At 60.0% G+C, this 23,660-nt stretch carries 20 protein-coding genes; 10 read left to right on the plus strand and 10 right to left on the minus strand.

Features of this window, described 5'->3' with window-relative positions:
• Positions 1-150 precede the first annotated feature (150 nt).
• From VLA07_RS04050 to VLA07_RS04060, 3 genes are read left to right on the plus strand one after another with little or no spacing between them, the layout of a single operon-like run.
• Complete coding sequence (locus VLA07_RS04050; protein WP_007966094.1) at positions 151-525, plus strand: septal ring lytic transglycosylase RlpA family protein; 375 nt, start codon at positions 151-153, stop codon at positions 523-525.
• A 46-nt stretch (positions 526-571) separates the two neighbouring features.
• The gene (locus VLA07_RS04055; protein ID WP_247842311.1) at positions 572-1,633 is read left to right on the plus strand and encodes a calcium/sodium antiporter; all 1,062 of its coding nucleotides are present in this window, start codon (positions 572-574) and stop codon (positions 1,631-1,633) included.
• The gene (locus VLA07_RS04060) at positions 1,630-2,010 is read left to right on the plus strand and encodes a carboxymuconolactone decarboxylase family protein (RefSeq protein ID WP_003221648.1); all 381 of its coding nucleotides are present in this window, start codon (positions 1,630-1,632) and stop codon (positions 2,008-2,010) included. The genes VLA07_RS04055 and VLA07_RS04060 overlap by 4 nt, the downstream gene beginning before the upstream one ends.
• 135 nt (positions 2,011-2,145) lie before the next feature.
• Here VLA07_RS04060 and VLA07_RS04065 read toward each other — a convergent pair whose 3' ends face one another.
• The 5 genes from VLA07_RS04065 to kdgD all read right to left on the minus strand — a co-directional run bounded on the left by VLA07_RS04065 (position 2,146) and on the right by kdgD (position 8,751).
• Positions 2,146-3,087, minus strand: a complete 942-nt coding sequence (locus VLA07_RS04065; RefSeq protein ID WP_134785438.1) for an AEC family transporter — start codon at positions 3,085-3,087, stop codon at positions 2,146-2,148.
• Positions 3,088-3,245: 158 nt separating this feature from the next.
• Entirely contained in the window at positions 3,246-4,799 is a 1,554-nt protein-coding gene (gene garD, locus VLA07_RS04070) for a galactarate dehydratase (RefSeq protein ID WP_027610829.1), read from the minus strand.
• Between the two features lie 11 nt (positions 4,800-4,810).
• Entirely contained in the window at positions 4,811-6,175 is a 1,365-nt protein-coding gene (locus VLA07_RS04075) for an MFS transporter (RefSeq protein ID WP_027610828.1), read from the minus strand.
• A gap of 158 nt (positions 6,176-6,333) precedes the next feature.
• Positions 6,334-7,779, minus strand: coding sequence for an aldehyde dehydrogenase family protein (locus VLA07_RS04080; protein WP_333988445.1), 1,446 nt, complete (start codon positions 7,777-7,779; stop codon positions 6,334-6,336).
• 60 nt (positions 7,780-7,839) lie between these two features.
• Positions 7,840-8,751 (minus strand): 5-dehydro-4-deoxyglucarate dehydratase, encoded by a 912-nt coding sequence (gene kdgD, locus VLA07_RS04085; RefSeq protein ID WP_007981458.1) that lies wholly within the window; start codon positions 8,749-8,751, stop codon positions 7,840-7,842.
• Between the two features lie 237 nt (positions 8,752-8,988).
• Between kdgD and VLA07_RS04090 the strand changes: the two genes are divergently transcribed.
• Both VLA07_RS04090 and VLA07_RS04095 read left to right on the plus strand, forming a co-directional pair.
• Positions 8,989-10,302, plus strand: a complete 1,314-nt coding sequence (locus VLA07_RS04090) for a phospholipase (RefSeq protein ID WP_333988446.1) — start codon at positions 8,989-8,991, stop codon at positions 10,300-10,302.
• 2 nt (positions 10,303-10,304) lie between these two features.
• On the plus strand, positions 10,305-10,493 hold the full coding sequence (locus VLA07_RS04095; protein WP_333988447.1) for a hypothetical protein: 189 nt from the start codon (positions 10,305-10,307) through the stop codon (positions 10,491-10,493).
• Between the two features lie 145 nt (positions 10,494-10,638).
• On the opposite strand, the gene VLA07_RS04100 is transcribed toward VLA07_RS04095, so the two are convergent.
• Positions 10,639-11,388: a FadR/GntR family transcriptional regulator gene (locus tag VLA07_RS04100; protein ID WP_178085273.1), complete on the minus strand. Its 750-nt coding sequence runs from the start codon at positions 11,386-11,388 to the stop codon at positions 10,639-10,641.
• Positions 11,389-11,579: 191 nt separating this feature from the next.
• Positions 11,580-13,307: an ABC transporter ATP-binding protein/permease gene (locus VLA07_RS04105; RefSeq protein WP_247842308.1), complete on the minus strand. Its 1,728-nt coding sequence runs from the start codon at positions 13,305-13,307 to the stop codon at positions 11,580-11,582.
• Positions 13,308-13,577: 270 nt separating this feature from the next.
• Between VLA07_RS04105 and VLA07_RS04110 the strand changes: the two genes are divergently transcribed.
• Positions 13,578-13,904 (plus strand): hypothetical protein, encoded by a 327-nt coding sequence (locus VLA07_RS04110; protein WP_247267920.1) that lies wholly within the window; start codon positions 13,578-13,580, stop codon positions 13,902-13,904.
• Positions 13,905-13,974: 70 nt separating this feature from the next.
• Here VLA07_RS04110 and VLA07_RS04115 read toward each other — a convergent pair whose 3' ends face one another.
• Positions 13,975-14,535 (minus strand): response regulator transcription factor, encoded by a 561-nt coding sequence (locus VLA07_RS04115; protein ID WP_003221630.1) that lies wholly within the window; start codon positions 14,533-14,535, stop codon positions 13,975-13,977.
• The gene (locus tag VLA07_RS04120) at positions 14,528-15,790 is read right to left on the minus strand and encodes an ATP-binding protein (protein ID WP_027610820.1); all 1,263 of its coding nucleotides are present in this window, start codon (positions 15,788-15,790) and stop codon (positions 14,528-14,530) included. The genes VLA07_RS04115 and VLA07_RS04120 overlap by 8 nt, the downstream gene beginning before the upstream one ends.
• Positions 15,791-16,103: 313 nt before the next feature.
• On the opposite strand from VLA07_RS04120, the gene VLA07_RS04125 reads away from it, so the two are divergent.
• Positions 16,104-16,823 (plus strand): SIMPL domain-containing protein, encoded by a 720-nt coding sequence (locus VLA07_RS04125; protein WP_333988448.1) that lies wholly within the window; start codon positions 16,104-16,106, stop codon positions 16,821-16,823.
• Positions 16,824-16,999: 176 nt separating this feature from the next.
• Here the strand turns inward: VLA07_RS04125 and VLA07_RS04130 are convergent, their stop codons facing one another.
• Entirely contained in the window at positions 17,000-17,356 is a 357-nt protein-coding gene (locus tag VLA07_RS04130; protein WP_333988449.1) for a DUF6124 family protein, read from the minus strand.
• 894 nt (positions 17,357-18,250) lie between these two features.
• Between VLA07_RS04130 and VLA07_RS04135 the strand changes: the two genes are divergently transcribed.
• The 3 genes from VLA07_RS04135 (at position 18,251) to VLA07_RS04145 (ending at position 23,639) form a co-directional block, all read left to right on the plus strand.
• A complete protein-coding gene (locus tag VLA07_RS04135; protein WP_333988450.1) occupies positions 18,251-19,852 on the plus strand; it encodes an ABC transporter substrate-binding protein in 1,602 nt (533 codons plus the stop codon).
• A 260-nt stretch (positions 19,853-20,112) separates the two neighbouring features.
• Positions 20,113-21,738 (plus strand): ABC transporter substrate-binding protein, encoded by a 1,626-nt coding sequence (locus tag VLA07_RS04140; protein WP_333988451.1) that lies wholly within the window; start codon positions 20,113-20,115, stop codon positions 21,736-21,738.
• Between the two features lie 302 nt (positions 21,739-22,040).
• Positions 22,041-23,639 (plus strand): ABC transporter substrate-binding protein, encoded by a 1,599-nt coding sequence (locus VLA07_RS04145; protein WP_027610815.1) that lies wholly within the window; start codon positions 22,041-22,043, stop codon positions 23,637-23,639.
• Positions 23,640-23,660: the final 21 nt, after the last annotated feature.

The following is a 23,660-nucleotide window of genomic DNA, read 5'->3' on the forward strand; positions in this document are numbered from 1 at the left end:
TGGCGAGGGAGCTTGCTCCCGCTGGTCTGCGCAGCAGACCCAAGTCGGCAACCGCACTCTTCCAGAAAGAATACGGTTGCCGGTTTTGCGACCGCTTCGCGGCCGAGCGGGAGCAAGCTCCCTCGCCACAATTATTTTGGGAGCTTTCGAATGAAACGTCTGCTCGGCGCCTGCGCCCTGCTCTCCTTGCTCGCCGGTTGCGCCAGCAACGACATCATCGACCCGCACGGGTACGACCAGACCGGCGTCGCCTCCTATTACGGTGCCAAGCACCACGGTAAACGCACCGCCAGTGGCGAGCCGTTCAACCAGCATTCCCTGACCGCCGCCCACCGCCAATTGCCATTCGGCACCCGGGTGAAGGTCACCAACCTGAAAAACGACAAATCCTGCGTTGTGCGCATCAACGATCGCGGCCCGCACACCCGCGGCCGCTTGATCGATGTCTCGCGTGAAGCCGCCGAACGCCTCGGCATGCTCGGTAGCGGCACGGCGCGGGTGCGCATTCAGGCCCTCGACGACTGATGGAGCGCTGACCATTTTTGCTCTAGCCGACTTACCGCTGATCAACGTGATCGAGTTGCTCAGCGGCCTGATCCTGCTGATCCTCGGCGCCGAACTGATGGTGCGCGCCGCCGTGCGTCTCGCCGCGCGCCTGCATGTGCGACCGCTGATCATCGGCCTGACCATCGTCGCCCTCGGCAGCAGCGCCCCACAGATGGCGGTCAGCCTGCAAGCAACCCTGACGCACAACCCCGACATCGCCGTCGGCAGTGTGATCGGCAGCAGCATCTTCAACATCCTCGTGACCCTCGGCCTGTCGGCGCTGATCATTCCGCTGCGAGTCTCGCGGCAACTGGTGCGCCTGGATATTCCGCTGATGATCGGCGCCAGCCTGCTGGTGTTCGTCCTTGCTTGGAATGAACAGATCGGCCGCTTCGACGGCGTGCTGTTGCTCGCGGCATTGGCGTTGTATCTGGGCCTGTTGCTGCGCCAGTCGCGACACTCGGCGCGCCCGCATTCGGAATCGCCACAACCTCCGCAGGTGCCGTGGTTCAGCAGTCTGCTGATGATCATCGTCGGCCTCGCGCTGTTGGTGTTCGCCGGACATTTACTGCTCGGCGCAGCGGTGGCGGTGGCGACCGATCTGGGCTTCTCCGAACGGGTGATCGGTCTGACGGTGGTTGCGGTCGGCACCTCGCTGCCGGAACTCGCCACCTCGCTGATCGCGGCATTGCGCGGGCAACGCGATATCGCCGTGGGCAACGTGATTGGCGCCAACCTGTTCAACCTGCTCGGGGTGCTCGGGGTCACTGCGTTGATTGCGCCGACACCGTTGTCGGTCTCGCCCAATGCGCTGGATTTCGACTTGCCGGTGATGCTCGGCGTCGCCGCGCTGTGCCTGCCGGTGTTCTATTCCGGCTATCGTGTGACCCGCGCCGAAGGTTTGTTGCTGCTCGGTTTGTACGCGGCTTACGGGCTGCACGTGGTGTCGTTCACCACCGGCATGCCGCTGGCCGGCAAACTGGAAAAACTGATGCTGTTCTACGTGCTGCCGACGCTGCTGGCGTTTCTGTTGTTCACGTCCGTACGCGCCTGGCGCCGCCAACACCACAAGAGGGATGTGCCATGACCGATTCGCAGAAAACCGGGGTTGAAATCCGCCGTCAGGTAATGGGTGATGCGTTCGTTGATCGCGCGCTGGGCAACGCCACCGAATTCACTCAGCCGTTGCAGGATTTCGTCAATGAACATGCCTGGGGCGGGGTGTGGAATCGCGAAGGTCTGCCGCTGAAGACCCGCAGCCTGATCACCCTTGCTGCGCTGACCGCGTTGAAGTGCCCACAGGAATTGAAAGGCCACGTGCGGGGTGCGCTGAACAATGGCTGCACGGTCGAGGAGATTCGCGAGGCGCTGCTGCATTGCGCGGTGTATGCCGGGGTGCCTGCGGCGATTGATGCGTTTCGTGCGGCGCAGGAAGTGATCGACAGTTACCAGAAACCTGAGTGAAAGGACTGACGCCTTCGCGAGCAAGCCCGCTCCCACAGGGTTCTTTGGTGTTGTTGAAATCTGATTAACAACACAAAAACCTGTGGGAGCGGGCTTGCTCGCGAAGAGGCCCGCAGGAGCAACCCGAGTCTCAGGCTAGATCCACCCACCCCACTGCAACAGAAAGATCCCGATATTGGTGGTCACCGCCGCCATCAGCGTGGTCAGCACAATGATCGCTGCCGCCAGCTCATGATTGCCCTGCGCCGCCCGGGCCATGACGAAACTGGCCGCCGCCGTCGGGCTGCCGAAGTACAGAAACAGAATCCCCAGCTCCGCCCCGCGAAAGCCCCACAACCACGCCCCCAGCGTTGCCAGCACCGGCAGGCCGATCATCTTCACCAGACTCGAACTCAGCGCCATGCTGCCGCTCTTGCGCAGCGCCGCCAGTGACAGCGTGCCGCCAATGCAGATCAGCGCCAGCGGCAAGGTGGTTTGCGCCAGATACTGGCCGGAGGTTTCCAGCCAGCCGGGCAGGCTGATCTGAAAATACGCGAACGGCGCGGCGGCAATCACGCTGATGATCAGCGGGTTGCTGAACACGCTTTTGCAGATGCTCCACGGATCGGACTTGATCACCGGGCTGTACACCGCGAGCACGATGGTCGACAGGGTGTTGTAAAACAGGATCACCAGCGCCGCGAGAATCGCCCCGAGGGAAATCCCGTAGTCGCCGTACATGCTCGCCGCCAGCGCCAGACCGATCACCCCGTTGTTGCCGCGAAACGCACCCTGGGTGTAGATGCCGCGATCCTCACGCGGGCACTTGATGATCGCCCAGCCCCAGGCCAGGGCAAAACTCACCAGCGTCGCGATCGCAAAATAGATCAGCAGCGCCGGTTGCAGTGCGGCGTGCAGATCCGCATGCAGAATCCCGAGAAACAGCAGCGCCGGCATGCTGACGTTGAACACCAGCGCCGAGGCGGTGTGGATGAAGTTGTCGTTGATCCAGTCGATGCGCTTGAGCAACACCCCGAGGAACAGCATGGCGAACACCGGCGCGGTGATGTTCAGGGTTTCGAGGAAGATTGCCAGCATGCCGGGGGAGCCTTTGGGTGAGCGTCGTCAGGGCTTAATGATAAGCCACCCGATCCTTTGGCGTCTGTTGGATCGCTTTCGCGAGCAGGCTCGCTCCCACAGGGGAATGCATTTCAAATGTGGGAGCGAGCCTGCTCGCGAAGAACGATGACGCGGTATCAGGTAATCGGCGCCGGATTGAACAGGGTGATGTCGTTATGCAGCTTGTGCTTCTCCGCCCACGTCTGCTGCTTGCCGCTCGCCACATCCAGGTAGTAGTGGAACAACTCCCAGCCCAATTCCTCGATGGTCGCGCGCCCGGTGGCGATACGTCCGGCATCGATGTCGATCAGGTCCGGCCAGCGCTGCGCCAGCTCGGTGCGGGTCGAAACCTTGACCACCGGCGCCATCGCCAAACCATACGGCGTACCCCGCCCGGTGGTGAACACATGCAGGTTCATCCCCGCGGCCAACTGCAAGGTGCCGCAGACAAAATCACTCGCCGGCGTGGCGCAGAAAATCAAACCCTTCTGCTTGAAACGCTCGCCCGGGCCGAGCACGCCATTGATCGCGCTGCTACCGGATTTGACGATCGAACCCAGCGACTTCTCGACAATGTTCGACAACCCACCCTTCTTGTTGCCCGGCGTAGTGTTGGCACTGCGATCCGCTTCGCCCTTGGCCAGATAGCGGTCGTACCAGTCCATCTCACGCACCAGTTCCTGCGCCACGGTTTTGGTTTCGGCACGGGAAGTCAGCAGATAAATCGCATCGCGCACTTCGGTGACTTCGGAAAACATCACCGTCGCCCCTGCGCGCAGCAGCAAGTCCGAGGCATAACCCAGCGCCGGGTTGGCGGTGATGCCGGAGAACGCATCGCTGCCGCCGCACTGCATGCCGAGGATCAGCTCGGAGGCCGGCACGGTTTCGCGGCGGCGCTGGTCGAGCTTCTTCAAACGGACTTCGGCCAGCGCCATGATCTGCTCGATCATCTCGGTGAAACCGTGACTGGAATCCTGCAGGCGATACAGCCATGGCTCGCTGAGATCGACCGAGGCATCGTCCTCGTGCATCACCTGCCCGGCCTGCAATTTCTCGCAGCCCAGACTGATCACCAGCGCTTCGCCACCGAGGTTCGGGTTGCGCGCCAGATTGCGCACGGTGCGGATCGGGATGTAGGCGTCAGTGGCGGTGATCGCCACGCCGCAGCCGTAACTGTGGGTCAGCGCCACCACATCATCGACATGCGGGTATTTTGGCAGCAACTCGTCCTTGATGCGTTTCACCGCGTGATCGAGCACGCCGGTCACGCACTGCACCGTGGTGGTGATCCCGAGAATATTGCGCGTGCCGACGGTGCCGTCGGCGTTGCGATAACCCTCGAACGTGAAGCCTTCCAGCGGGGCCTGCGCGGCCGGCACTTCGGTGGACAGCGGCAGGCTGTCCAGCGGCGGCGCGGTCGGCATGCGCAGTTGATCTTCCTTGACCCAGCTGCCGCGCGGGATCGGCTGCAACGCGTAGCCGATGGTCTGGCCGTAGCGAATCACCTGGCCGCCCTCGGGAATGTCCTCAAGAGTCACCTTGTGGCTCTGCGGCACAAAGTCCACGGTCACCAGACCGTCCGGGAACTCGGTGCCGGCCGGTACGCCCTGATCGTTGACCACAATCACTACGTTGTCCCGCTCGTGCAGGCGGATGTAGCGCGGCGAGTCGGAATGTTCAATCAACTGCATGACGCCGCTCCTCAGGAATGCGCTTGAGACAATTTGCCGGTGATTTCAGAACCACCGTTGGTTGGCGGCTCTTTGAGCACCACACGTTTGATCGGGCCGACGATCACCAGGTAGCTGAACACCGCAACCAGTGCGTTGGCACCGACGAACACCAGCGCCCATTTGAACGAACCGGTGGAGCTGATGATGTAGCCAATCACGATCGGAGTGGTGATCGAAGCGATGTTGCCGAAAGTGTTGAACAGGCCACCGCTCAGACCGGCGATCTGTTTCGGCGAGGTGTCGGACACCACCGCCCAACCCAGCGCGCCCACGCCTTTGCCGAAGAATGCCAAAGCCATGAAGCCAACCACCATCCACTCCACATCAACATAGTTGCAAGCGACGATGCTGCTGGACACCAGCAGACCGGCGATGATCGGTGCCTTGCGGGCGAAGGTCAGCGAATGCCCTTTGCGCAGCAAGTAATCGGAAATCACCCCGCCAAGCACACCACCGATGAAACCGCAGATTGCCGGCAGCGAGGCAATGAAACCGGCCTTGAGGATGGTCATGCCGCGCTCCTGCACCAGGTACACCGGGAACCAGGTCAGGAAGAAATAGGTGATGCCGTTGATGCAGTACTGACCCAGATATACACCGAGCATCATGCGGTTGGTCAGCAACTGACGGATGTAATCCCACTTCGGACCGTCGGATTTTTTGCCTTGCTTGACGTCCATGTCGACCATGCCGCCGTTGTCGGCGATGAACTGCACTTCGGCTTCGTTGGCCAGCGGATGTTGACGCGGGCTGTGGATAACCTTGAGCCAGACCAGCGAGAAGATGATACCGAGGATGCCCATGACGATGAACACGTGCTCCCAGCCGAAGCGATACACGATCCAGCCCATCAGCGGTGCAAACAGCACGGTGGCGAAATATTGCGCCGAGTTGAAGATCGCCGAGGCGGTACCGCGTTCTGCAGTCGGGAACCAGGCCGCGACAATCCGCGCGTTACCGGGGAACGATGGCGCCTCGGCCAGGCCCACCAGAAAGCGCAGCATGAACAGCGCAACGATCGCCGTGGACATGCCGAATTCACCGACAAAGCCTTGCAGCACGGTGAACAGCGACCAGGTGAAAATGCTCAGGGCATAGACTTTTTTCGAGCCGAAGCGATCGAGCAGCCAGCCACCGGGAATCTGCCCGGCAACGTAGGCCCAGCCGAAAGCAGAGAAGATGTAGCCGAGGGTGACCGCGTCGATGCCGAGGTCTTTTTGCAGGCTGGAACCGGCGATGGCGATGGTCGCGCGGTCGGCATAGTTGATCGTGGTCACCAGAAACAGCATGAGCAGGATCAAATAGCGGACGTGAGTCGGCTTGGACGATTGCATGTAGATGTACTCCCACTGATTATTTTTATGCGCGGGTGAATCTTCTTTGGTGTTGCTTTTGTGGGAGCTGGCTTGCCAGCGATGGCATCACCGCGGTACGAGGGCATATCGCGTCGTCCGCATCGCTGGCAAGCCAGCTCCCACAGGTATTGCGTGTATCAGGAAGCGATGTAGGCGGTTTTCACCACGGTGTAGAACTCTTGCGCATAGCGCCCTTGCTCACGTGAGCCATAGGATGAACCCTTACGGCCACCGAACGGAACGTGATAATCGACACCGGCGGTCGGCAGGTTGACCATCACCATCCCGGCCTGCGAATGACGCTTGAAGTGGTTGGCGTACTTCAGCGACGTGGTGGCGATACCAGCCGACAGACCGAACTCGGTGTCGTTGGCCATCGCCAGCGCCGCCTCGTAATCGGCCACGCGAACGACGTTGGCCACCGGGCCGAAGATCTCTTCACGGCTGATGCGCATCGACGCCTCGCTGTCGGCAAACAGCGTTGGCGCGAGGAAGTAGCCTTCGGTGTCGCAAGTCACCAGACCACCGCCGCTGACCAGACGTGCACCTTCGGACTGGCCGATGTCGATGTACTTCATGTCCTGTTCCAGCTGCGCCTGGGAGACCACCGGACCGATATCGGTGCCGGATTTCAGCGCGTGGCCGACCTTGATCGACTGCATGCGCTCGGCCATCGCTTCGACGAATTTGTCGTGAATCCCGGCGGTGACGATCAGGCGGCTCGACGCCGTGCAACGCTGGCCGGTGGAGTAGAACGCGCTCTGCACCGAGAGCTCGACCGCTTGTTTGAGGTCGGCGTCGTCGAGAATGATCTGCGGGTTCTTGCCGCCCATTTCCAGCTGCACCTTGGCCTGGCGCGACACGCAATTAACAGCGATCTGCCGACCCACGCCCACCGAACCGGTAAAGCTGATGCCATCGACTTTCGGGCTGTTGACCAGCGCTTCGCCGACCACTCGACCGCTGCCCATTACCAGGTTGAACACGCCGGCCGGGAAGCCTGCACGGGAGATGATTTCCGCCAGCGCCCAGGCACAACCCGGTACCAGATCCGCAGGTTTCAGCACCACGCAGTTGCCGTAGGCCAATGCCGGAGCAATCTTCCATGCCGGGATCGCAATCGGGAAGTTCCACGGGGTGATCAGACCGACCACGCCGAGGGCTTCGCGGGTCACTTCAACGTTGACGCCCGGGCGCACCGACGGCACGTAATCGCCGGACAGACGCAGGCATTCACCGGCGAAGAACTTGAAAATGTTGCCGGCGCGGGTCACTTCGCCGATAGCTTCGGGCAGGGTCTTGCCCTCTTCCCGGGCCAGCAGGGTGCCGAGTTCTTCGCGACGGGCGAGGATTTCCGTGCCGACTTTATCCAGAGCATCGTGACGGGCCTGAATACCCGACGTCGACCACGCCGGGAACGCGGCGCGGGCCGCATCGATGGCGGCGTGAACCTGAGTCAGGTCAGCCTTGGCGTAATCGCCGATGGTGTCGCTCAACTCGGACGGATTGATGTTCGCCGAGTAGTCGGCACCGGCGACCCATTCACCGTTGATGTAGTTGTCGTAACGCTTGGAATCAGCCACAGAAAATTCTCCTCTCTACGCAAAAGCCGCTGATTGCTCAGCGGCCTTGTGGGTCGGTGTTTATTGCGCGCCTTGCTTGTCGATCAGCGCAGCGAGCATTTCGTACTCTTCGCCGGTCAGGTCGGTCAGCGGCGCCCGCACCGGGCCTGCGTCATAGCCGGCGATCTTGGCGCCTGCCTTGACGATGCTCACGGCATAACCGGCTTTGCGGTTGCGGATGTCGAGGTACGGCAGGAAGAAGTCGTCGATGATCTTGCCGACGGTGGCGTGATCTTCGCGAGCAATCGCGTGGTAGAAATCCATCGCGGTTTTCGGGATGAAGTTGAACACCGCCGACGAGTAAACCGGCACGCCCAAAGCCTTATAGGCAGCGGCGTAGACTTCGGCGGTCGGCAGACCACCCAGATAGCTGAAGCGATCACCGAGGCGGCGACGGATCGACACCATCAGCTCGATATCGCCCAGACCGTCCTTGTAGCCGATCAGGTTCGGGCAGCGCTCGGCCAGACGTTCCAGCAGTGGCGCGGTCAGGCGGCAGACGTTGCGGTTGTAGACCACCACGCCGATGTTCACCGATTTGCACACCGCTTCAACGTGGGCGGCGACGCCGTCTTGGCTGGCTTCGGTCAGGTAGTGCGGCAGCAGCAACAGGCCTTTGGCGCCCAGACGCTCGGCTTCCTGGGCGTACTCGATGGCTTGGCGGGTCGAGCCGCCGACACCGGCCAGAATCGGCACGCTGGTGGCGCAGGTATCGACCGCGGTCTTGATGATTTCCGAGTATTCGCTGGCTGCCAGGGAGAAGAACTCACCGGTGCCGCCGGCGGCGAACAGTGCCGACGCGCCGTACGGGGCCAGCCATTCCAGACGTTTGATGTAGCCAGCGCGGTTGAAATCGCCCTGGGCATTGAAATCGGTGACCGGGAACGACAGCAGACCGGCGGAGAGGATGGACTTCAGTTCTTGTGGATTCATTTTTCGAACACCCTGGGTAGCAACATTTTTTGTGAGTTTTATGGTTCAGCCAGCGCTGAAGTTGTAGGTCATCGTACAACTTAAAAGATAACCGTCAACTGCATTTCATCGTCGCCTCACACTTTTTGTCGGACAAGATTCGTTCTTGACGTAGGAAAAATCTGGGCTAGGCTCGATTTGACTGTATATCCATACAGCTAAAAATAAATCCACCGACGACATATCAAGGAGCCAGAAATGTCCGGACTGCATGCAAAACCACAGGAAAGACCCAAACCGGTCATCGCCCGTTTCGATGACCTTTTCACTATCAATGGCATCCACTTCAACGCTGACAATCCGCATCTGCTGCTGCACATCGCCGACGCCCACAGCGATGTCGAACCGGCCACCGCCCTCCCCGGCAAAACGTTGAATATTCGGCCGCCATTGCGCTTCGAAGGCGCTGAACACACGTCCATCGGCGATAACACCCTGCTGCGCTTCAGCGAAAACGCCGAACCGATTCGCGCGCAAAACCTGCCCTTGCACTTGCCCAACGGTCTAGCGCTGACCTACGGCCAGGTGGTGGCGCTGGCTGGAGATTTCTACGGCGCTGTCGATCGACCGATCAACGAAGGCGCGACCCCGGCTGATCGCCTGAACCGGTTCAATGCTGCCTTCGACTCTCTCGCCGTGCTGCCGGCCTCCCGCGCCGAGGCCACGCAGATTCTCGCGGTCATGCAAAAAGAGATCGACGCGGTTAAGCAGGCGATCAAGGACGGCAAAGCACCGCACGAAGCCTACGACGCGCTCGGAGATACGTTGTCCGAAGAGTGGAACAAGATCACCGGTGGCGGCAGTTTTGTCTCCGCGCTGTTCCCGCTCGGACGTTATCTGAAACTGGCGGCGAACAACGCCGACCACTTCGGCGAATGGGCCAGACTGGCCTACATCGCTGGCCACACCGCCGCCCTGCAAACCGCAGTCGCGGCCCGCGCCACTCACGATGAGCAGCAACTGAAACGGGCCTATGCGATGAACGCGTTTGCCGACCACTTCCTCACTGACCTGTTCTCTGCCGGCCACCTGCGGGTGCCGCGCAAAGAGATGGCGACGGTGGTCACGCCGAGCGATCTCGGCTCGCTGGTGACCCGTTTCATGCACGACGAGGACAGCAAATTCGGCCTCAAAGTGCGCAACGCCCATGGCGATCAATGGCGCGCCTACGGCGACAAACGCTACTTCGAGGCCAGCGATGCGGACAACCGCACCCAGGTCAATCTGGCGGTGCAAGCTTCAGCGGACGAAATCTTTGCTGCCTACCTCAGCGGCAACGTGCCCGCCCCTTCGGCATTTGCCGCGCTGCAACGCCTGCCGGATCTGACGGCGGTGCTGAATCTTTCGAATAACTTCGCGCCGCTGTTCCGCGTCGAGGGCGGCAAGGTGCTGCGGCGCAAAGACGTGAACAACCTCAACGACACCGCCACCATCGATGACTGGTGGGGCTGGAGCACCTACCTGCTGCTCAAGGACTACCACCCGACGGGCAACGTCAATCAAGGAGAATGAGCATGACGATCACATTGAAACTGGAATTGGCGTCGGGGCAGTCGCTGCAAGGTGCACCATTGGAGTTGCTGGCAGATGGCAAGCCGATTGCGCGGGGTATTGTGGATCAATCAGGCGAGGTGGCGTTTGCTGCCAAGCCGGGTAAAGCGAAACTGGCGGTGAGGGTGGATCGCTCGATATTGCCGCGCTGAAGTCAGCGGCCCATTCGCGAGCAAGCCCGCTCCCACAATGGATCTCGGCTGCACTCAAAGTCCGGGCTTACCGAAAATCCAGGGTGGGAGCGGGCTTGCTCGCGAAAGCGGGAGATCAATCAACACATGAATCAAACCTGCAAACTCATCCCCGCTGCGCCTGCGCCTCTTCATGAGCCTGGCGCAGTCTTTCGCGGCTGTTGGTCAAATGCAGGCGCATCGCCGCCCGCGCCGCATCGGAATCCTGGCGGGCAATTGCGTCATAAATCTCTTCGTGCTCACGGCTCAGACGATTCATGTAGTGCTGCTGATCATCATGGGCCAGACGCGCCGAATTCAGCCGCGTACGCGGGATGATGCTGGTACCCAGGTGGGTCATGATGTCGGTGAAGTAGCGGTTGCCGGTGGACAGGGCGATTTCCAGGTGGAAGGCGAAGTCCGAGGCCACCGCATCGCTGGCGTGGGCGACGCTGTCGTTCAGCGCATCGAGGGCGGCGCGCATGGTCGCCAGTTGTTCGGGACTGCGGCGTTGCGCGGCGAGGCCGGCGGACTCCACTTCCAGGCTGATGCGCAATTCGAGAATCGCCAGCACGTCACGCAGGGTGACCACCGTGGCCGGGTCGATGCGAAAACCGCTGGGGCTCGGCGTGTCGAGCACGAAGGTGCCGATGCCGTGGCGGGTTTCCACCTGGCCGGCGGCCTGCAAACGGGAGATCGCCTCGCGCACCACGGTGCGGCTGACGCCGTGCTCCTGCATGATCGCCGACTCGGTGGGCAATTTGTCGCCGCGCTTGAGCAGACCGTCGCGGATCTGCTCGGTCAGCACCGTCACCAGCTCCTGAGCCAGGCTGCGGCGCTTGCGTGGGAGGCGTGGGGTGTCGATCGGGTTTTCCATGGTCAACGTCTGGTCTCGAAAATTCGGCTTGGTGAGCATCATAGCTCAGGCGAGTTGTACGATCACATCCCGCCTCACATTACCCCATGTGGGAGCGGGCTTGCTCGCGAAGGCGGTGTGTCAGGCAACCGATTTGTCGACTGAAGAGACGCCTTCGCGAGCAAGCCCACTCCCACAGGGGGTTGTGGTGATCAAGCGGTCACGGCCTGCTCCACCAGATGCCCGCTGTCGATCCGCACATGTCTAGGGTGGAAACGCTTGAGGCTACTGCGATGGCCGACGCTGACAATGCTCAGGCCCGGCAACTGATCGATCAGCGCCTGATACAGCGTCGCCTCGTCCTCTTCATCCATCGCCGAGGTCGCTTCGTCCATGTACAGCCATTGCGGCGCGTAAAGCATGGCGCGGGCGAAGGCCAGGCGTTGCTGCTCACCCGGCGACAGCATGCGCTGCCAGTGATTGGCTTCGTCCAGACGCGCAACCAGATGCGGCAGACGGCAAGTCTCCAGCACCTGCGCGTAACGTTCCGTCGCGTAGGTATCGCCCGGTTGTGGATAACTCAAGGCCTCGCGCAAGGTGCCGATCGGCAGATACGGTTTCTGCGGCAGGAACAGGTAGCGCGCCGCTGGCAGCCGGATGTTGCCGTGCCCCGCCGGCCACAGGTGTCCCATCGCTCGCAGCAATGTCGACTTGCCGCTGCCGGATCGGCCGCTGAGCATCACCCGCTCGCCCGGCTCCACCGTCATGTCGGCATTGGTCAGCAGGTGACGACCATCAGCCAAGTCCAGACCGAGGTTGTGCACTTGCAATTCACTGCCCTGATTCTGCACGTCGATGGCCGGCGTACGCTGTTCGTTATCGGTCATGGCCTGACGGAAACTCAGCAGACGATCACAGGTGGCACGCCAGGACGCGAGGCTCTGATACGCACTGATAAACCAGCTGAAACTCTCCTGGACGTTGCCGAATGCCGAGCTGATCTGCATCAGCTCACCCAGTTCGATCTTGCCGGCGAGGTAACGCGGCGACGCAACGATAAACGGGAAAATGATCGCAGCCTGGCTGTAACCGGCAGTGAAAAATGTCAGGCGCTTGGACACTTTCATGATGTCCCAGAAGTTATGCCAGACCATGCCGAAACGGTTGCTCAAGCGACGGTTCTCATTCGGTTCGCCGTTATACAACGCGATGCTTTCGGCATTCTCGCGAATCCGCACCATGGAAAAACGCAGGTCGGCTTCGAAGCGTTGTTGTTGGTTATTCAGGCCGATCAGGCGACGACCGATCAAATGAGTCAGCCAGCTGCCCACCACGGCGTAGACCAGCACGCACCAGAACATGTAGCCGGGAATGGTGATGCCATAGACTTCGATGCTGCCCGACACGCCCCACAAAATGATCGAGAACGACACCAGGCTGACGATATTGCGCAGCAGGCCGATCCCCAGTTCAAGGGTGTTGGAGGTGAAGTTATTGAGGTCTTCGGAAATCCGCTGGTCCGGGTTATCGGTGTAACCGCCCTGCTCCAGCTGGTAGTAATTCTTGTCGGCAAGCCAACGGGAAAAATGCTTTTCGGTGAGCCACGCCCGCCAGCGAATCGTCAGCATCTGGGTCAGATACAGCCGGTACACGGCACCGACAATCGCCACCGCTGCAATCCCGCAGAAATACAGAATCAAGCGCCAGAACGCCGCCTCATCTTTCTTTTGCAGCGCGTTGTAGAAATCCTTGTACCAGGTGTTGAACCACACCGAGATGCCCACGCTCAGCAGCGAGAGTGCGATCACCGCGATCAGCAGCGTCCAGGCCTTGCCCTTCTCTTCACTGCGCCAGTAGGGCGTGATGATCGCCCACACCTTGCGAAAAAACTGCCCGCGCACAGCATCGTTGACCGCGGAATATTCAGCGTTCTGATTCATGGAAAAGGCTCGATAAAGAAAAGAACAGACACGCACCGATCATAGTTGATCGGTTCGTTTCATCGCCAGAGTGGGACTGGCTCATTCAGGGATTGTTCAGATTTGCAGGGGTTTCAGTATCGCAGCGAGCGCACGTACCGTTCATCGGGACTGTCAGAGTTGACAGTAGAGGGGGGCTATTCAGGCTGATCAACTGGGCTGGCCTCCTGCAAGGAATTCGCTGTGAATCAGGAGAGCAGGTTACCCCTCTGACAACGAAAGGAATTGGTCATGAACAAAGTAGAAAACCCGCTTAATGCTCCAACCAGCGATTCGATCAAGAATGGCAAACTGTCTATCAGTGAGGTGAGTGATTCGGGGATTACAGTCAAATTCAGTTCCGATAACCCCAAGGTTGATATCCATCTTGCCTGGATCGGATATGCCTCCGAAAAGAAATCCGAACAGAAAGGCGGTAAAAACAACGAGCTCATTCTCCCGGTATCAAAAGCTACCGTGAAAAGCTGGTTGGGGCTGGATCTCTACGCGCAATGCGAAGCGACTCTGGGTGGAAAAAAATACTCATCGCCAAAAATGTTCTTCACGGTCGTAGCTTGAACCCAGGCGCTACCCGAATGCAGGGTAGCGCCTGTTTCATTCAATCCAGCTCATTTGGCCAGAAAACCTTTCAACGACGAACCGGGCGCTTCTGCAGTTTGCGCTGCAGGGTGCGGCGGTGCATGCCCAGGGCGCGGGCAGTGGCGGAAATGTTGCCTTCATGCTCGGTCAGCACACGCTGGATGTGCTCCCATTGCAGACGGTCAACCGACATCGGGTTTTCCGGCACCAGGCTGTCGAGGTCGGCGTGCTCGGAGAGCAGCGCGGCCAGTACGTCATCGGCGTCGGCCGGTTTGCACAGGTAGTTGCAGGCGCCGCGCTTGATCGCTTCGACCGCGGTGGCAATGCTCGAATAACCGGTGAGGATCACCACGCGCATTTCCGGATCCAGCTCCAGCAGCTTGGGCAGCAGCACCAGGCCAGAGTCGCCGTCCATTTTCAGGTCCAGCGCGGCGTAGTCCGGTAGGTCGGCCTGGGCGATGGTCAGGCCTTCTTCGGCGGAACCTGCGGTGCTGACGCGAAAGCCACGACGAGCCATGGCACGGGCCATTACTCGGGTGAACGTTGCGTCGTCGTCGACCAGCAGCAAATGCGGCAGTTCTTCGCCTTCGACTTGGATTTCGTCACTCATGTTGGTCTCCTCGGGCGCCGTGGGGCAGGCGCAGCTCGGTGAGCGTGCCGCCTTCCTCATGACTATAGAGTTTCACTGAGCCGCCGGCGCGTGTCACGCTGGCCTTGCTCAAAAACAGGCCCAGGCCGAAACCTTTGCCCTTGGTGGTAAAAAACGGTTTGCCGATCTGCTCGGCAATGGCCAGCGGCACACCGGCGCCGTGGTCACGAATGCTGATGGTCACGGTTTCCGCGTCCCAGTCCAGCGTCACCTGAAGGTTTTCCGGGCAGGCGTCGGCGGCGTTGTTCAGCAGATTGAGCAGCGCCTGGGTCAGGTCCGGCGGCGGCGCCATGCGCGGCACGGTGCCTTGGCCGAGACGCTGGAAACGGTAACTGGCTTCCGGACGCATCAGGTGCCAGCGGTTCAGCGCTTCGTCGAGCCATTGGGTGACGTCCTGCATCTCCACGGCCATACGACGGTTGGCTTCGGCGGCGCGCACCAGTTGCTGCAGGGTTTCTTTGCAGAGTTTGACCTGATCCTGCAGCACCTTCAGATCATCCTGCAGCATCGCGTCGGGATGATCCTGCTGCATTTCCTTGAGCAACACACTCATGGTCGCCAGCGGCGTGCCGAGTTCATGCGCGGCGCCGGCCGCCTGAGTGGCGACGGCGAGCAATTGCTGATCGCGCAAGCCTTCTTCGCGGCGAATCGCGCGCAATTCTTCCTGACGGCGCAGCTCTTCAGCCATGCGCGCAGCGAAAAACGTGATGACCGCAGCGGCCAGCGCGAAGCTCAGCCACATGCCGTAGATCTGCAGGTTCTCGCGGGCCACCGGCAGGGTTTCCAGCGGATAGAAACGCGTGAGCATCACGGTGTACAGCGCCAGCGCGATACCCGACAGAATCACCGAATAACGCCACGGCAACGTCACCGCCGCGATGGTCAGCGGCACCAGGTAATAGGAAACGAACGGGTTGGTCGAACCGCCGGAGAAATACAGCAACGCACTGTGGATCACCAGATCGCAGGCCAGTTGCAGGGCATATTCGAGTTCAGTCACCGGCCATGAAGTGCGCAGGCGCACGGCGGTGAACACGCACAGCAGAATCGAGCAGCCGAGGGTCATCGCCAGTTGCACCCACGGCAACGGCAGCAGTTGCAGCCAGTAAGCCAGGCCGACGGAACCGGCCTGCGCGGCGAGCACCAGGGTGCGAATGAAGGTCAGCCGCCAGAGGTTCTGGCGAGTGGCGGAAGTCAGTTGTACGGGGGCGAGCATGAGCTCTCCTGATGAGCGCTCCAGGCGGATCGCACGGAGTATAACCAAGCCGCGCCTTTGAGAGGCGAAAGTGCGGCAAATGACCACATGGCGAAAACATTTTCGGCGGCTATAAGGGCGCCTTCGCGAGCAGGCTCGCTCCCACAGAGGAATGCATTTCAAAAGTGGGAGCGAGCCTGCTCGCGAATGGCCGCGCAGCGGCCCGCTGCATCTGTATAGAAGTTGTAACTGGGCGAACCGGATCGCAGAAGCTAGAGTCTGATGGTTTCACGCAGGGACGAACCAACACCTGCGCATTATTCAAGGAGCCTTCATGCACACCTTTCGCCGCAGCGCCGCCCTTCTCGCCCTGACCGTCGGCAGCATCGCCAGCCTTCCGGCGCTGGCCGCCGATGAGCTGCACTACAACCAGATTTCCCTGCGCGCCGAAGTCAGCCAGGAAGTGGCCCGCGACCTGATGATCGTGACGCTCTACACCGAAGCGCAAAACACCGACCCGGCCAAACTCGCCGCGGACGTCAGCACCACCATGAACAAGGCACTCGCACAGGCCAAGCAAGTCAAAGACATCACCCTGCGCCAGGGCAGCCGCAACAGCTACCCGATCTACGACACCAAAGGCCAGAAGATCACCGGCTGGCGTGAACGCGCCGAACTGCGCCTGGAAAGCGCCGACTTCGCCGCCCTGTCCAAACTCACCGGCGAACTGCTGACCGACCTGAAAATGGGCGGCATGGACTTCGCCATCGCCGAGCCGACCCGCAAGGCCAGCGAGGACAAGTTGCTGAAAGAAGCCGTCAGCGCCTTCAAGGCCCGCGCGCAATTGGCCACTGACGCACTGGGCGGCAAGGGGTACAAAATCGTCAACCTGAACCTCAACAGCAACGGTTATCCACAACCGTACATGCGCGCCCCGATGATGATGAAAGCCGCCGGCATGGCGGATTCGGCACCGGTCACGCCGGAAGTAGAAGCCGGCACCAGCCAGGTCAGCCTGACCGCCGATGGCTCGATTGAAGTGCTGATGCGGTGAATTGATGTGGGCTGAATGACAAACCGGCGATCAGTGAATGATCGCCGGTTTTTTTGTGCCTGGATTTTGTGGTGAATGTTCCGCCGCCATCGCGAGCAGGCTCACTCCTACAATTTGGAATGCGTTCCCCTGTAGGAGTGAGCCTGCTCGCGATGAACGATAACGCGGTCTCAGGTCTACGGATCAACCCGATCCAGCGCCCGATTCACCGCCAGCTCAGCGAGCATGATGATCTGCTGAATAGCCAGCGCCGTGTTGCGCTGCGGGCGACTGAGCTGATCGGCGAAATCACTGGCCATGGTGTTGGCCGAGGCCAGGGATTCACAGGCGTGGGCCAGCAGACTTTCCGTGTCGATGCCCGGATGGACGAGGAACATCGAACTGGGCGGACGCGGTTTTGTGGCTTCGGGGCTGAGGTAGAAGTCGAGGGCGCGCTTGATCGCTTCGCGGTTTTTTGCGAGGTCTTCGGCGTGGAGGGCTTCGGTGAGTGGGGTTGTGGGTTCGAGCGGTGGATCTGGGACGGGTTTGGACATTGATAGCGTTCCTAATCAATAGCCATTCACTCGCCGTTTCTCACGCGGCGGAGTGGTGGCAGCAATGTGCGGGGTGAGAAACCGGTAGGAACAAGCCCGGCCGGACCGAAGCCCGCCCGCACACAGCCGCCATAGAACATTGCAGCAGCAGAAATGCTGGCGGCAATTATGGTGGTACTGATTGTGGATTAACAGTTCCTGCGGGTTCTCACACCCGGTCGCTGAGTTTTCAGCGACAGTTCAAGGCTAGAGAGCTGACGTCCGAGGGACAACCTGAAAACCTTGTGGGAAGGTTCTGGTTATTTGAAACGACTTTAAACAAGCCAATTTTATCAGGTGACTGGACGGGCCTCTTCGCGAGCAACCCCGCTCCCACAGTGGATGGCGTGCAGGCCGTTAGAGATTGGTCGGCTGTCAGGCCGCCATCACTTAGCCAGTCGCCGCACCCGCTTTTCACCACTCAACACGATGAGCGTTAGCTCGAGTACCGCTTTTGATCTTGATCCACGGGCGACGTCGGAAGGCTGAGTGGAGGGATTGATCCGGGGGTGGGAGCGCAGCGACCGTTTGGCGCAGCCAAACACAGCGAGAGGAGGTGCAGCGAAGCAAACCGTAGGCGCTGCGCCCGGATCGATCCCGCAGCGAAGGCACCCCGAGCCCCAGCGAGCGGGCCGAACGCAGGAGCAAGCCTTTTTGGTTACTTTTTCGGCGTCTGGAAAAAGTGACCCGCCGTAAGGGCGGAACCCCAAGCCGCCGTTACCGCAGCAACGGATATGCACCCAAAAGCCCCAGATATACCGAGATAGACATCTCAACAGGAAAAACGATATTTCCGAACACACCCAAATCCCCGCTAACCTGAAAAAACAACCACCTCCAAATCCCGGGGACTCCATGGAAAGATTCACCCTAAAACCACTACTAATCACCCTCGCACTAACCGCCATAGCCCCGATCGCAAACGCAGCCACCACCCTGGTCTACTGCTCCGAAGCCAGCCCGGCAGGCTTCGATCCCAGCCAATACACCAGCGGCACCGACTTCGACGCCTCCGCCGAAACCGTCTTCAACCGCCTCACCCAATTCAAACGCGGTGGCACCGAAGTCGAACCCGGCCTGGCAACCAACTGGGACGTAAGCCCGGACGGCCTCCAGTACACCTTCCACCTACGGCAAGGCGTAAAATTCCACACAACGGAATATTTCACCCCGACCCGCGACTTCAACGCCGACGACGTACTGTTCACCTTCCAGCGCCTGCTCGACCCCGACAACGCCTTCCGCAAGGCCTACCCCGCCGAGTCCCCGTACTTCACCGACATGGGCCTGAACACCACGATCAAATCGGTAGAAAAAATCGACGATCAGACCGTGCGCTTCAACCTCAACAACGTCGACGCCGCGTTCGTGCAAAACCTCGCCATGAGCTTCGCCTCGGTGCAATCGGCCGAATACGCCGCGCAACTGCTAAAGGAAGGCAAAGCCGCCGACCTCAACCAAAAACCGGTGGGCACCGGCCCGTTCGTATTCAAGCGCTACCAGAAAGATTCGCAGATCCGCTACGCCGCCAACCCGACCTACTGGAAACCGGAAGACGTGAAGATCGACAACCTGATCTTCTCGATCACCCCCGACGCCGCCGTACGCCTGCAGAAACTCAAGGCCGGCGAATGCCAGGTCAGCGGCTACCCGCGCCCGGCCGACATCGAAGTGATGCAACAAGACCCGAATCTGCGCGTGCTCAAGCAGCCCGGTTTCAACCTCGGCTTCCTCGCCTACAACACCACTCACCCGCCATTGGACCAGCTCAAGGTCCGTCAGGCACTGGACATGGCCATCGACAAACCGGCAATCATCAAAGCCGTTTACCAGAGTGCCGGCCAACTGGCGCAGAACGCCTTGCCGCCGGCGCAATGGTCGTATGACCCGAACATCAAGGACGCGCCATACGACCCGGCGAAAGCCAAGGCGCTACTCAAGGAAGCCGGGGTTGCGCCGGGTACCACCATCAACCTGTGGGCGATGACGGTGCAGCGCGCCTCAAACCCGAATGCACGCATGTCGGCGCAGATGATCCAGCAGGATTGGGAGAAAATCGGCATCAAGGCCAACATCGTCAGCTACGAATGGGGCGAGTACATCAAGCGTGCGAAAAATGGCGAACACGACGCGATGATCTATGGTTGGACAGGTGACAACGGCGACCCGGACAACTGGCTCGGCGTGCTCTACAGCTGCGCCGCGGTCAAGGGCAGCAACTACGCCAAGTGGTGCGACCCGGCCTACGACAAACTGGTGCAGCAGGCCAAGGTGACCACCGACAAGGCGCAACGGGTAAAACTGTATCAACAGGCGCAACTGATCCTTAAACAGCAGGTGCCGATCACCCCGATCGCCAACTCCACGGTGTTCCAGCCGCTGCGCAAGGAAGTGACCGACTTCAAGATCAGTCCGTTTGGCCTTACGCCCTTCTACGGCGTGGGTATAAATAAGTAACACCGAGCCCCAATGCGGCGCGCACAACGTGACCGGCGCACCGTTTTGGGGCTTCGTTTGCACCGTAAAATGCACCCGCAAACGGTCAAATGCGTCAAAAGTTATACAGATGCGACATTAAGGTACGTACGTGCCACCGTTTAACGCTCGCTCACACTCTGGATCTTGCATTGGGTATGGCCCCTGCATAAGTATCCGCAGGCACGACTCACGAGGTCGTACCTCAATATTAAAAAATGACAACAAATCATGAGGCCAACATGCTTAAACACGCGGTCATTCCGTTTTTAGTCGGCGCAGGCTTGTTAGCCTCCGCACCTTTCGCATCCGCTGCGACTAACCTGGTGTTCTGCTCCGAAGGGAGCCCGGCCGGTTTTGATCCAGGCCAGTACACCACCGGAACCGACTTCGACGCCTCAGCCGAAACCATGTTCAACCGCCTGAGTCAGTTCGAGCGTGGCGGCACCGCCGTTATCCCGGGTCTGGCCACCAGCTGGGACATTTCCCCGGATGGCCTGACTTACACCTTCCACTTGCGTGAAGGCGTCAAGTTCCACACCACCCCGTATTTCAAGCCGACTCGTGAGTTCAACGCCGACGACGTGCTGTTCACCTTTAATCGCATGATTAACAAGGATGGCCCGTTCCGTAAGGCGTACCCGACCGAATTCCCGTACTTCACCGACATGGGGATGGACACCAACATCACCAAGATCGATAAAGTCGACGACCACACCGTTAAGTTCACGCTGAAAGAAGTCGACGCCGCGTTCATCCAGAACATGGCCATGAGCTTCGCCTCGATCCAGTCCGCCGAGTACGCTGCCCAGCTGCTCAAGGAAGGCAAGGCTGCCGACATCAACCAGAAGCCGATCGGCACTGGTCCGTTCGTGTTCAAGAGCTACCAGAAAGACTCGAACATCCGCTACACCGGCAACAAGGATTACTGGAAACCTGAGGACGTGAAGATCGACAACCTGATCTTCGCCATCACCACCGACCCGTCGGTACGTATCCAGAAACTGAAAAAGAACGAGTGCCAGGTCACCCTGTTCCCGCGTCCGGCGGATCTCGCGGCGCTCAAGGCCGACAAGACCCTGAAGATGCCTGACCAGGCCGGTTTCAACTTGGGCTATATCGCCTACAACGTGATGGACAAGGTCAAGGGCAGCAACGAGGCTAACCCGCTGGCTGACCTGCGCGTACGTCAGGCGCTGGACATGGCGGTGAACAAGCCGCAGATCATCGATTCGGTTTACCAGGGCGCCGGCCAGCTGGCCGTCAACGCCATGCCACCGACCCAGTGGTCCTACGACACCACCATCAAGGACGCCAAGTACGATCCTGAGAAAGCCAAACAGCTGCTCAAGGAAGCTGGCGTCAAGGAAGGTACCGAGATCGTTCTGTGGGCGATGCCGGTGCAGCGTCCGTACAACCCGAACGCCAAGCTGATGGCTGAAATGCTCCAGTCCGACTGGAAGAAGATCGGCCTGAACGTGAAGATCACCAGCTACGAGTGGGGCGAGTACATCAAGCGTTCCAAAGGTGGCGAGAACCAGGCCATGATCATTGGCTGGAGCGGTGACAATGGTGATCCGGACAACTGGCTGAACGTGCTGTTCGGCTGCGACTCGCTCAGCGGCAACAACTTCTCCAAGTGGTGCGACAAGAAGTTCGACGGCCTCGTCAAGGAAGCCAAGCGCACGACCGACCAGGGCAAGCGCACCGAACTGTACAAACAGGCGCAACACGTCCTCAAAGATGCAGTCCCAATGACACCTATCGCTCACTCGACGGTGTATCAACCCATGCGCGCCAACGTGCAGGACTTCAAGATCAGCCCATTCGGCTTGAATTCCTTCTACGGCGTCAGCGTCAGCAATTAAGCCATTGCAAGGGCGACGTTCATGACGTCGCCCTTGCTTTAGCTGCCGGGAAGTCAGGAATTTGCCTACAGCCAATTCCGCTGCGGATGACTGCAGTGGCATAGGACGTGTCGACTTTTCCTACGAGTTTTCAGGCAATTACGCATTTACTGCCAGACCCACGGCCCCTACCGTCGGGTTCTGACCAGTTTCTGCGTGTGCCACCGGCTTGCCGTACGTGCTGGATTGAGCTCGATGCCACCTCAACGTCCCTGGACGGGACCGCGGTGCATTGAACAACACTACAAAAAAGAGGGAGCGTCATGCGCCATACCTTGGTTTTTTCCGCACTGCTGGGCGCCGGCCTGTTGGCCGCCACGTCCGCCAGTTACGCCGCCAGCAACAGCCTGGTGTTCTGCTCCGAAGGCAGCCCGGCGGGTTTTGATACCGCGCAATACACGACGGCCACCGATAACGATGCCGCCGAGCCGCTGTACAACCGCCTGGTCGAGTTTGAAAAAGGCGCGACCAACGTCGTACCGGGACTGGCAACCAAGTGGGATATTTCCGAGGATGGTCTCAAGTACACCTTTCACCTGCGTGAAGGTGTGAAATTTCATACAACGCCGTACTTCAAACCGACGCGCGATTTCAACGCCGACGACGTGCTGTTCACGTTTAACCGCATGCTCGATCCGCAACAGCCATTCCGTAAGGCTTATCCGACCGAATTCCCGTATTTCAACGGGATGAGCCTGAACAAGAACATTGCCAAGGTCGAAAAGACCGGGCCGCTGACCGTGGAGTTCACGCTCAACAGCGTCGACGCCGCGTTCATCCAGAACATCGCCATGAGCTTCGCTGCGATCCTGTCCGCCGAATACGCCGACAAGCTGCTGGCCGAAGGCAAGCCGAGCGACATCAACCAGAAGCCGGTCGGCACCGGGCCGTTCGTGTTCAAGAGCTATCAGAAAGACTCGAATATCCGTTACACCGGTAACGAGCACTACTGGGACCCGAGCCGGGTCAAGCTGAAGAACCTGATCTTCGCGATCAACACCGACGCTTCGGTACGCGTGCAGAAGCTCAAGGCCGGCGAATGCCAGATCACCCTGCATCCACGCCCTGCCGATGTCGAAGCACTGAAGGTCGACCCGAAACTGCAGCTGATTTCCAAGCCGGGCTTCAACCTCGGCTACATCGCCTACAACGTGCGTCACAAGCCCTTCGACCAGCTCGAAGTACGTCAGGCGCTGGACATGGCGGTGAATAAACAGGGGATTCTCAACGCTGTTTATCAAGGCGCCGGGCAACTGGCGGTCAACGCCATGCCACCGACCCAGTGGTCCTACGACGACAGCATCAAAGACGCCGCCTACAACCCGGAAAAAGCCCGCGAGCTGCTCAAGGCTGCCGGTGTGAAAGAAGGCACCGAGATCACCCTGTGGGCGATGCCGGTACAGCGTCCATACAACCCGAACGCCAAACTGATGGCCGAAATGCTCCAGGCAGACTGGGCGAAAATCGGTCTGAAAGTGAAGATCGTCAGCTACGAATGGGGCGAGTACATCAAGCGCACCAAGAATGGCGAGCACGATATCAGCCTGATCGGCTGGACCGGCGACAACGGGGACCCGGACAACTGGCTGGGTACCCTGTACAGCTGTGATGCCATCGGCGGCAACAATTACTCCATGTGGTGCGATCCGGCTTACGACAAGCTGATCAAAGAGGCCAAGGTCGTCACCGACCGCGACCAGCGCACCACGCTCTACAAACAGGCGCAGCAGTTGCTCAAGCAGCAAGTGCCGATCACGCCTGTCGCCCACTCGACGGTCAACCAGCCGTTAAGCGCCCGGGTTGAAGGCTTCAAGGTCAGCCCCTTCGGTCGCAATGTGTTTTCAGGCGTCAGTATCGATTAACCCAACCGATTAGCCGCAACG

It is taken from the genome of Pseudomonas sp. S3(2024) (assembly GCF_036861315.1).
GTDB classification, from domain to species: Bacteria; Pseudomonadota; Gammaproteobacteria; order Pseudomonadales; family Pseudomonadaceae; genus Aquipseudomonas; species Aquipseudomonas putida_A.

Coding starts and splice junctions, on each gene's coding strand:
- VLA07_RS04135 (WP_333988450.1), top strand. CDS start 18,251: ATGGAAAGATTCACCCTAAAACCACTACTAATCACCCTCGCACTAACC.
- VLA07_RS04060 (WP_003221648.1), top strand. CDS start 1,630: ATGACCGATTCGCAGAAAACCGGGGTTGAAATCCGCCGTCAGGTAATG.
- garD (WP_027610829.1), bottom strand. CDS start 4,799: ATGCAGTTGATTGAACATTCCGACTCGCCGCGCTACATCCGCCTGCAC.
- VLA07_RS04140 (WP_333988451.1), top strand. CDS start 20,113: ATGCTTAAACACGCGGTCATTCCGTTTTTAGTCGGCGCAGGCTTGTTA.
- kdgD (WP_007981458.1), bottom strand. CDS start 8,751: ATGAATCCACAAGAACTGAAGTCCATCCTCTCCGCCGGTCTGCTGTCG.
- VLA07_RS04120 (WP_027610820.1), bottom strand. CDS start 15,790: ATGCTCGCCCCCGTACAACTGACTTCCGCCACTCGCCAGAACCTCTGG.
- VLA07_RS04105 (WP_247842308.1), bottom strand. CDS start 13,307: ATGAATCAGAACGCTGAATATTCCGCGGTCAACGATGCTGTGCGCGGG.
- VLA07_RS04050 (WP_007966094.1), top strand. CDS start 151: ATGAAACGTCTGCTCGGCGCCTGCGCCCTGCTCTCCTTGCTCGCCGGT.
- VLA07_RS04115 (WP_003221630.1), bottom strand. CDS start 14,535: ATGAGTGACGAAATCCAAGTCGAAGGCGAAGAACTGCCGCATTTGCTG.
- VLA07_RS04145 (WP_027610815.1), top strand. CDS start 22,041: ATGCGCCATACCTTGGTTTTTTCCGCACTGCTGGGCGCCGGCCTGTTG.
- VLA07_RS04090 (WP_333988446.1), top strand. CDS start 8,989: ATGTCCGGACTGCATGCAAAACCACAGGAAAGACCCAAACCGGTCATC.
- VLA07_RS04125 (WP_333988448.1), top strand. CDS start 16,104: ATGCACACCTTTCGCCGCAGCGCCGCCCTTCTCGCCCTGACCGTCGGC.
- VLA07_RS04130 (WP_333988449.1), bottom strand. CDS start 17,356: ATGTCCAAACCCGTCCCAGATCCACCGCTCGAACCCACAACCCCACTC.
- VLA07_RS04075 (WP_027610828.1), bottom strand. CDS start 6,175: ATGCAATCGTCCAAGCCGACTCACGTCCGCTATTTGATCCTGCTCATG.
- VLA07_RS04065 (WP_134785438.1), bottom strand. CDS start 3,087: ATGCTGGCAATCTTCCTCGAAACCCTGAACATCACCGCGCCGGTGTTC.
- VLA07_RS04110 (WP_247267920.1), top strand. CDS start 13,578: ATGAACAAAGTAGAAAACCCGCTTAATGCTCCAACCAGCGATTCGATC.
- VLA07_RS04100 (WP_178085273.1), bottom strand. CDS start 11,388: ATGGAAAACCCGATCGACACCCCACGCCTCCCACGCAAGCGCCGCAGC.
- VLA07_RS04095 (WP_333988447.1), top strand. CDS start 10,305: ATGACGATCACATTGAAACTGGAATTGGCGTCGGGGCAGTCGCTGCAA.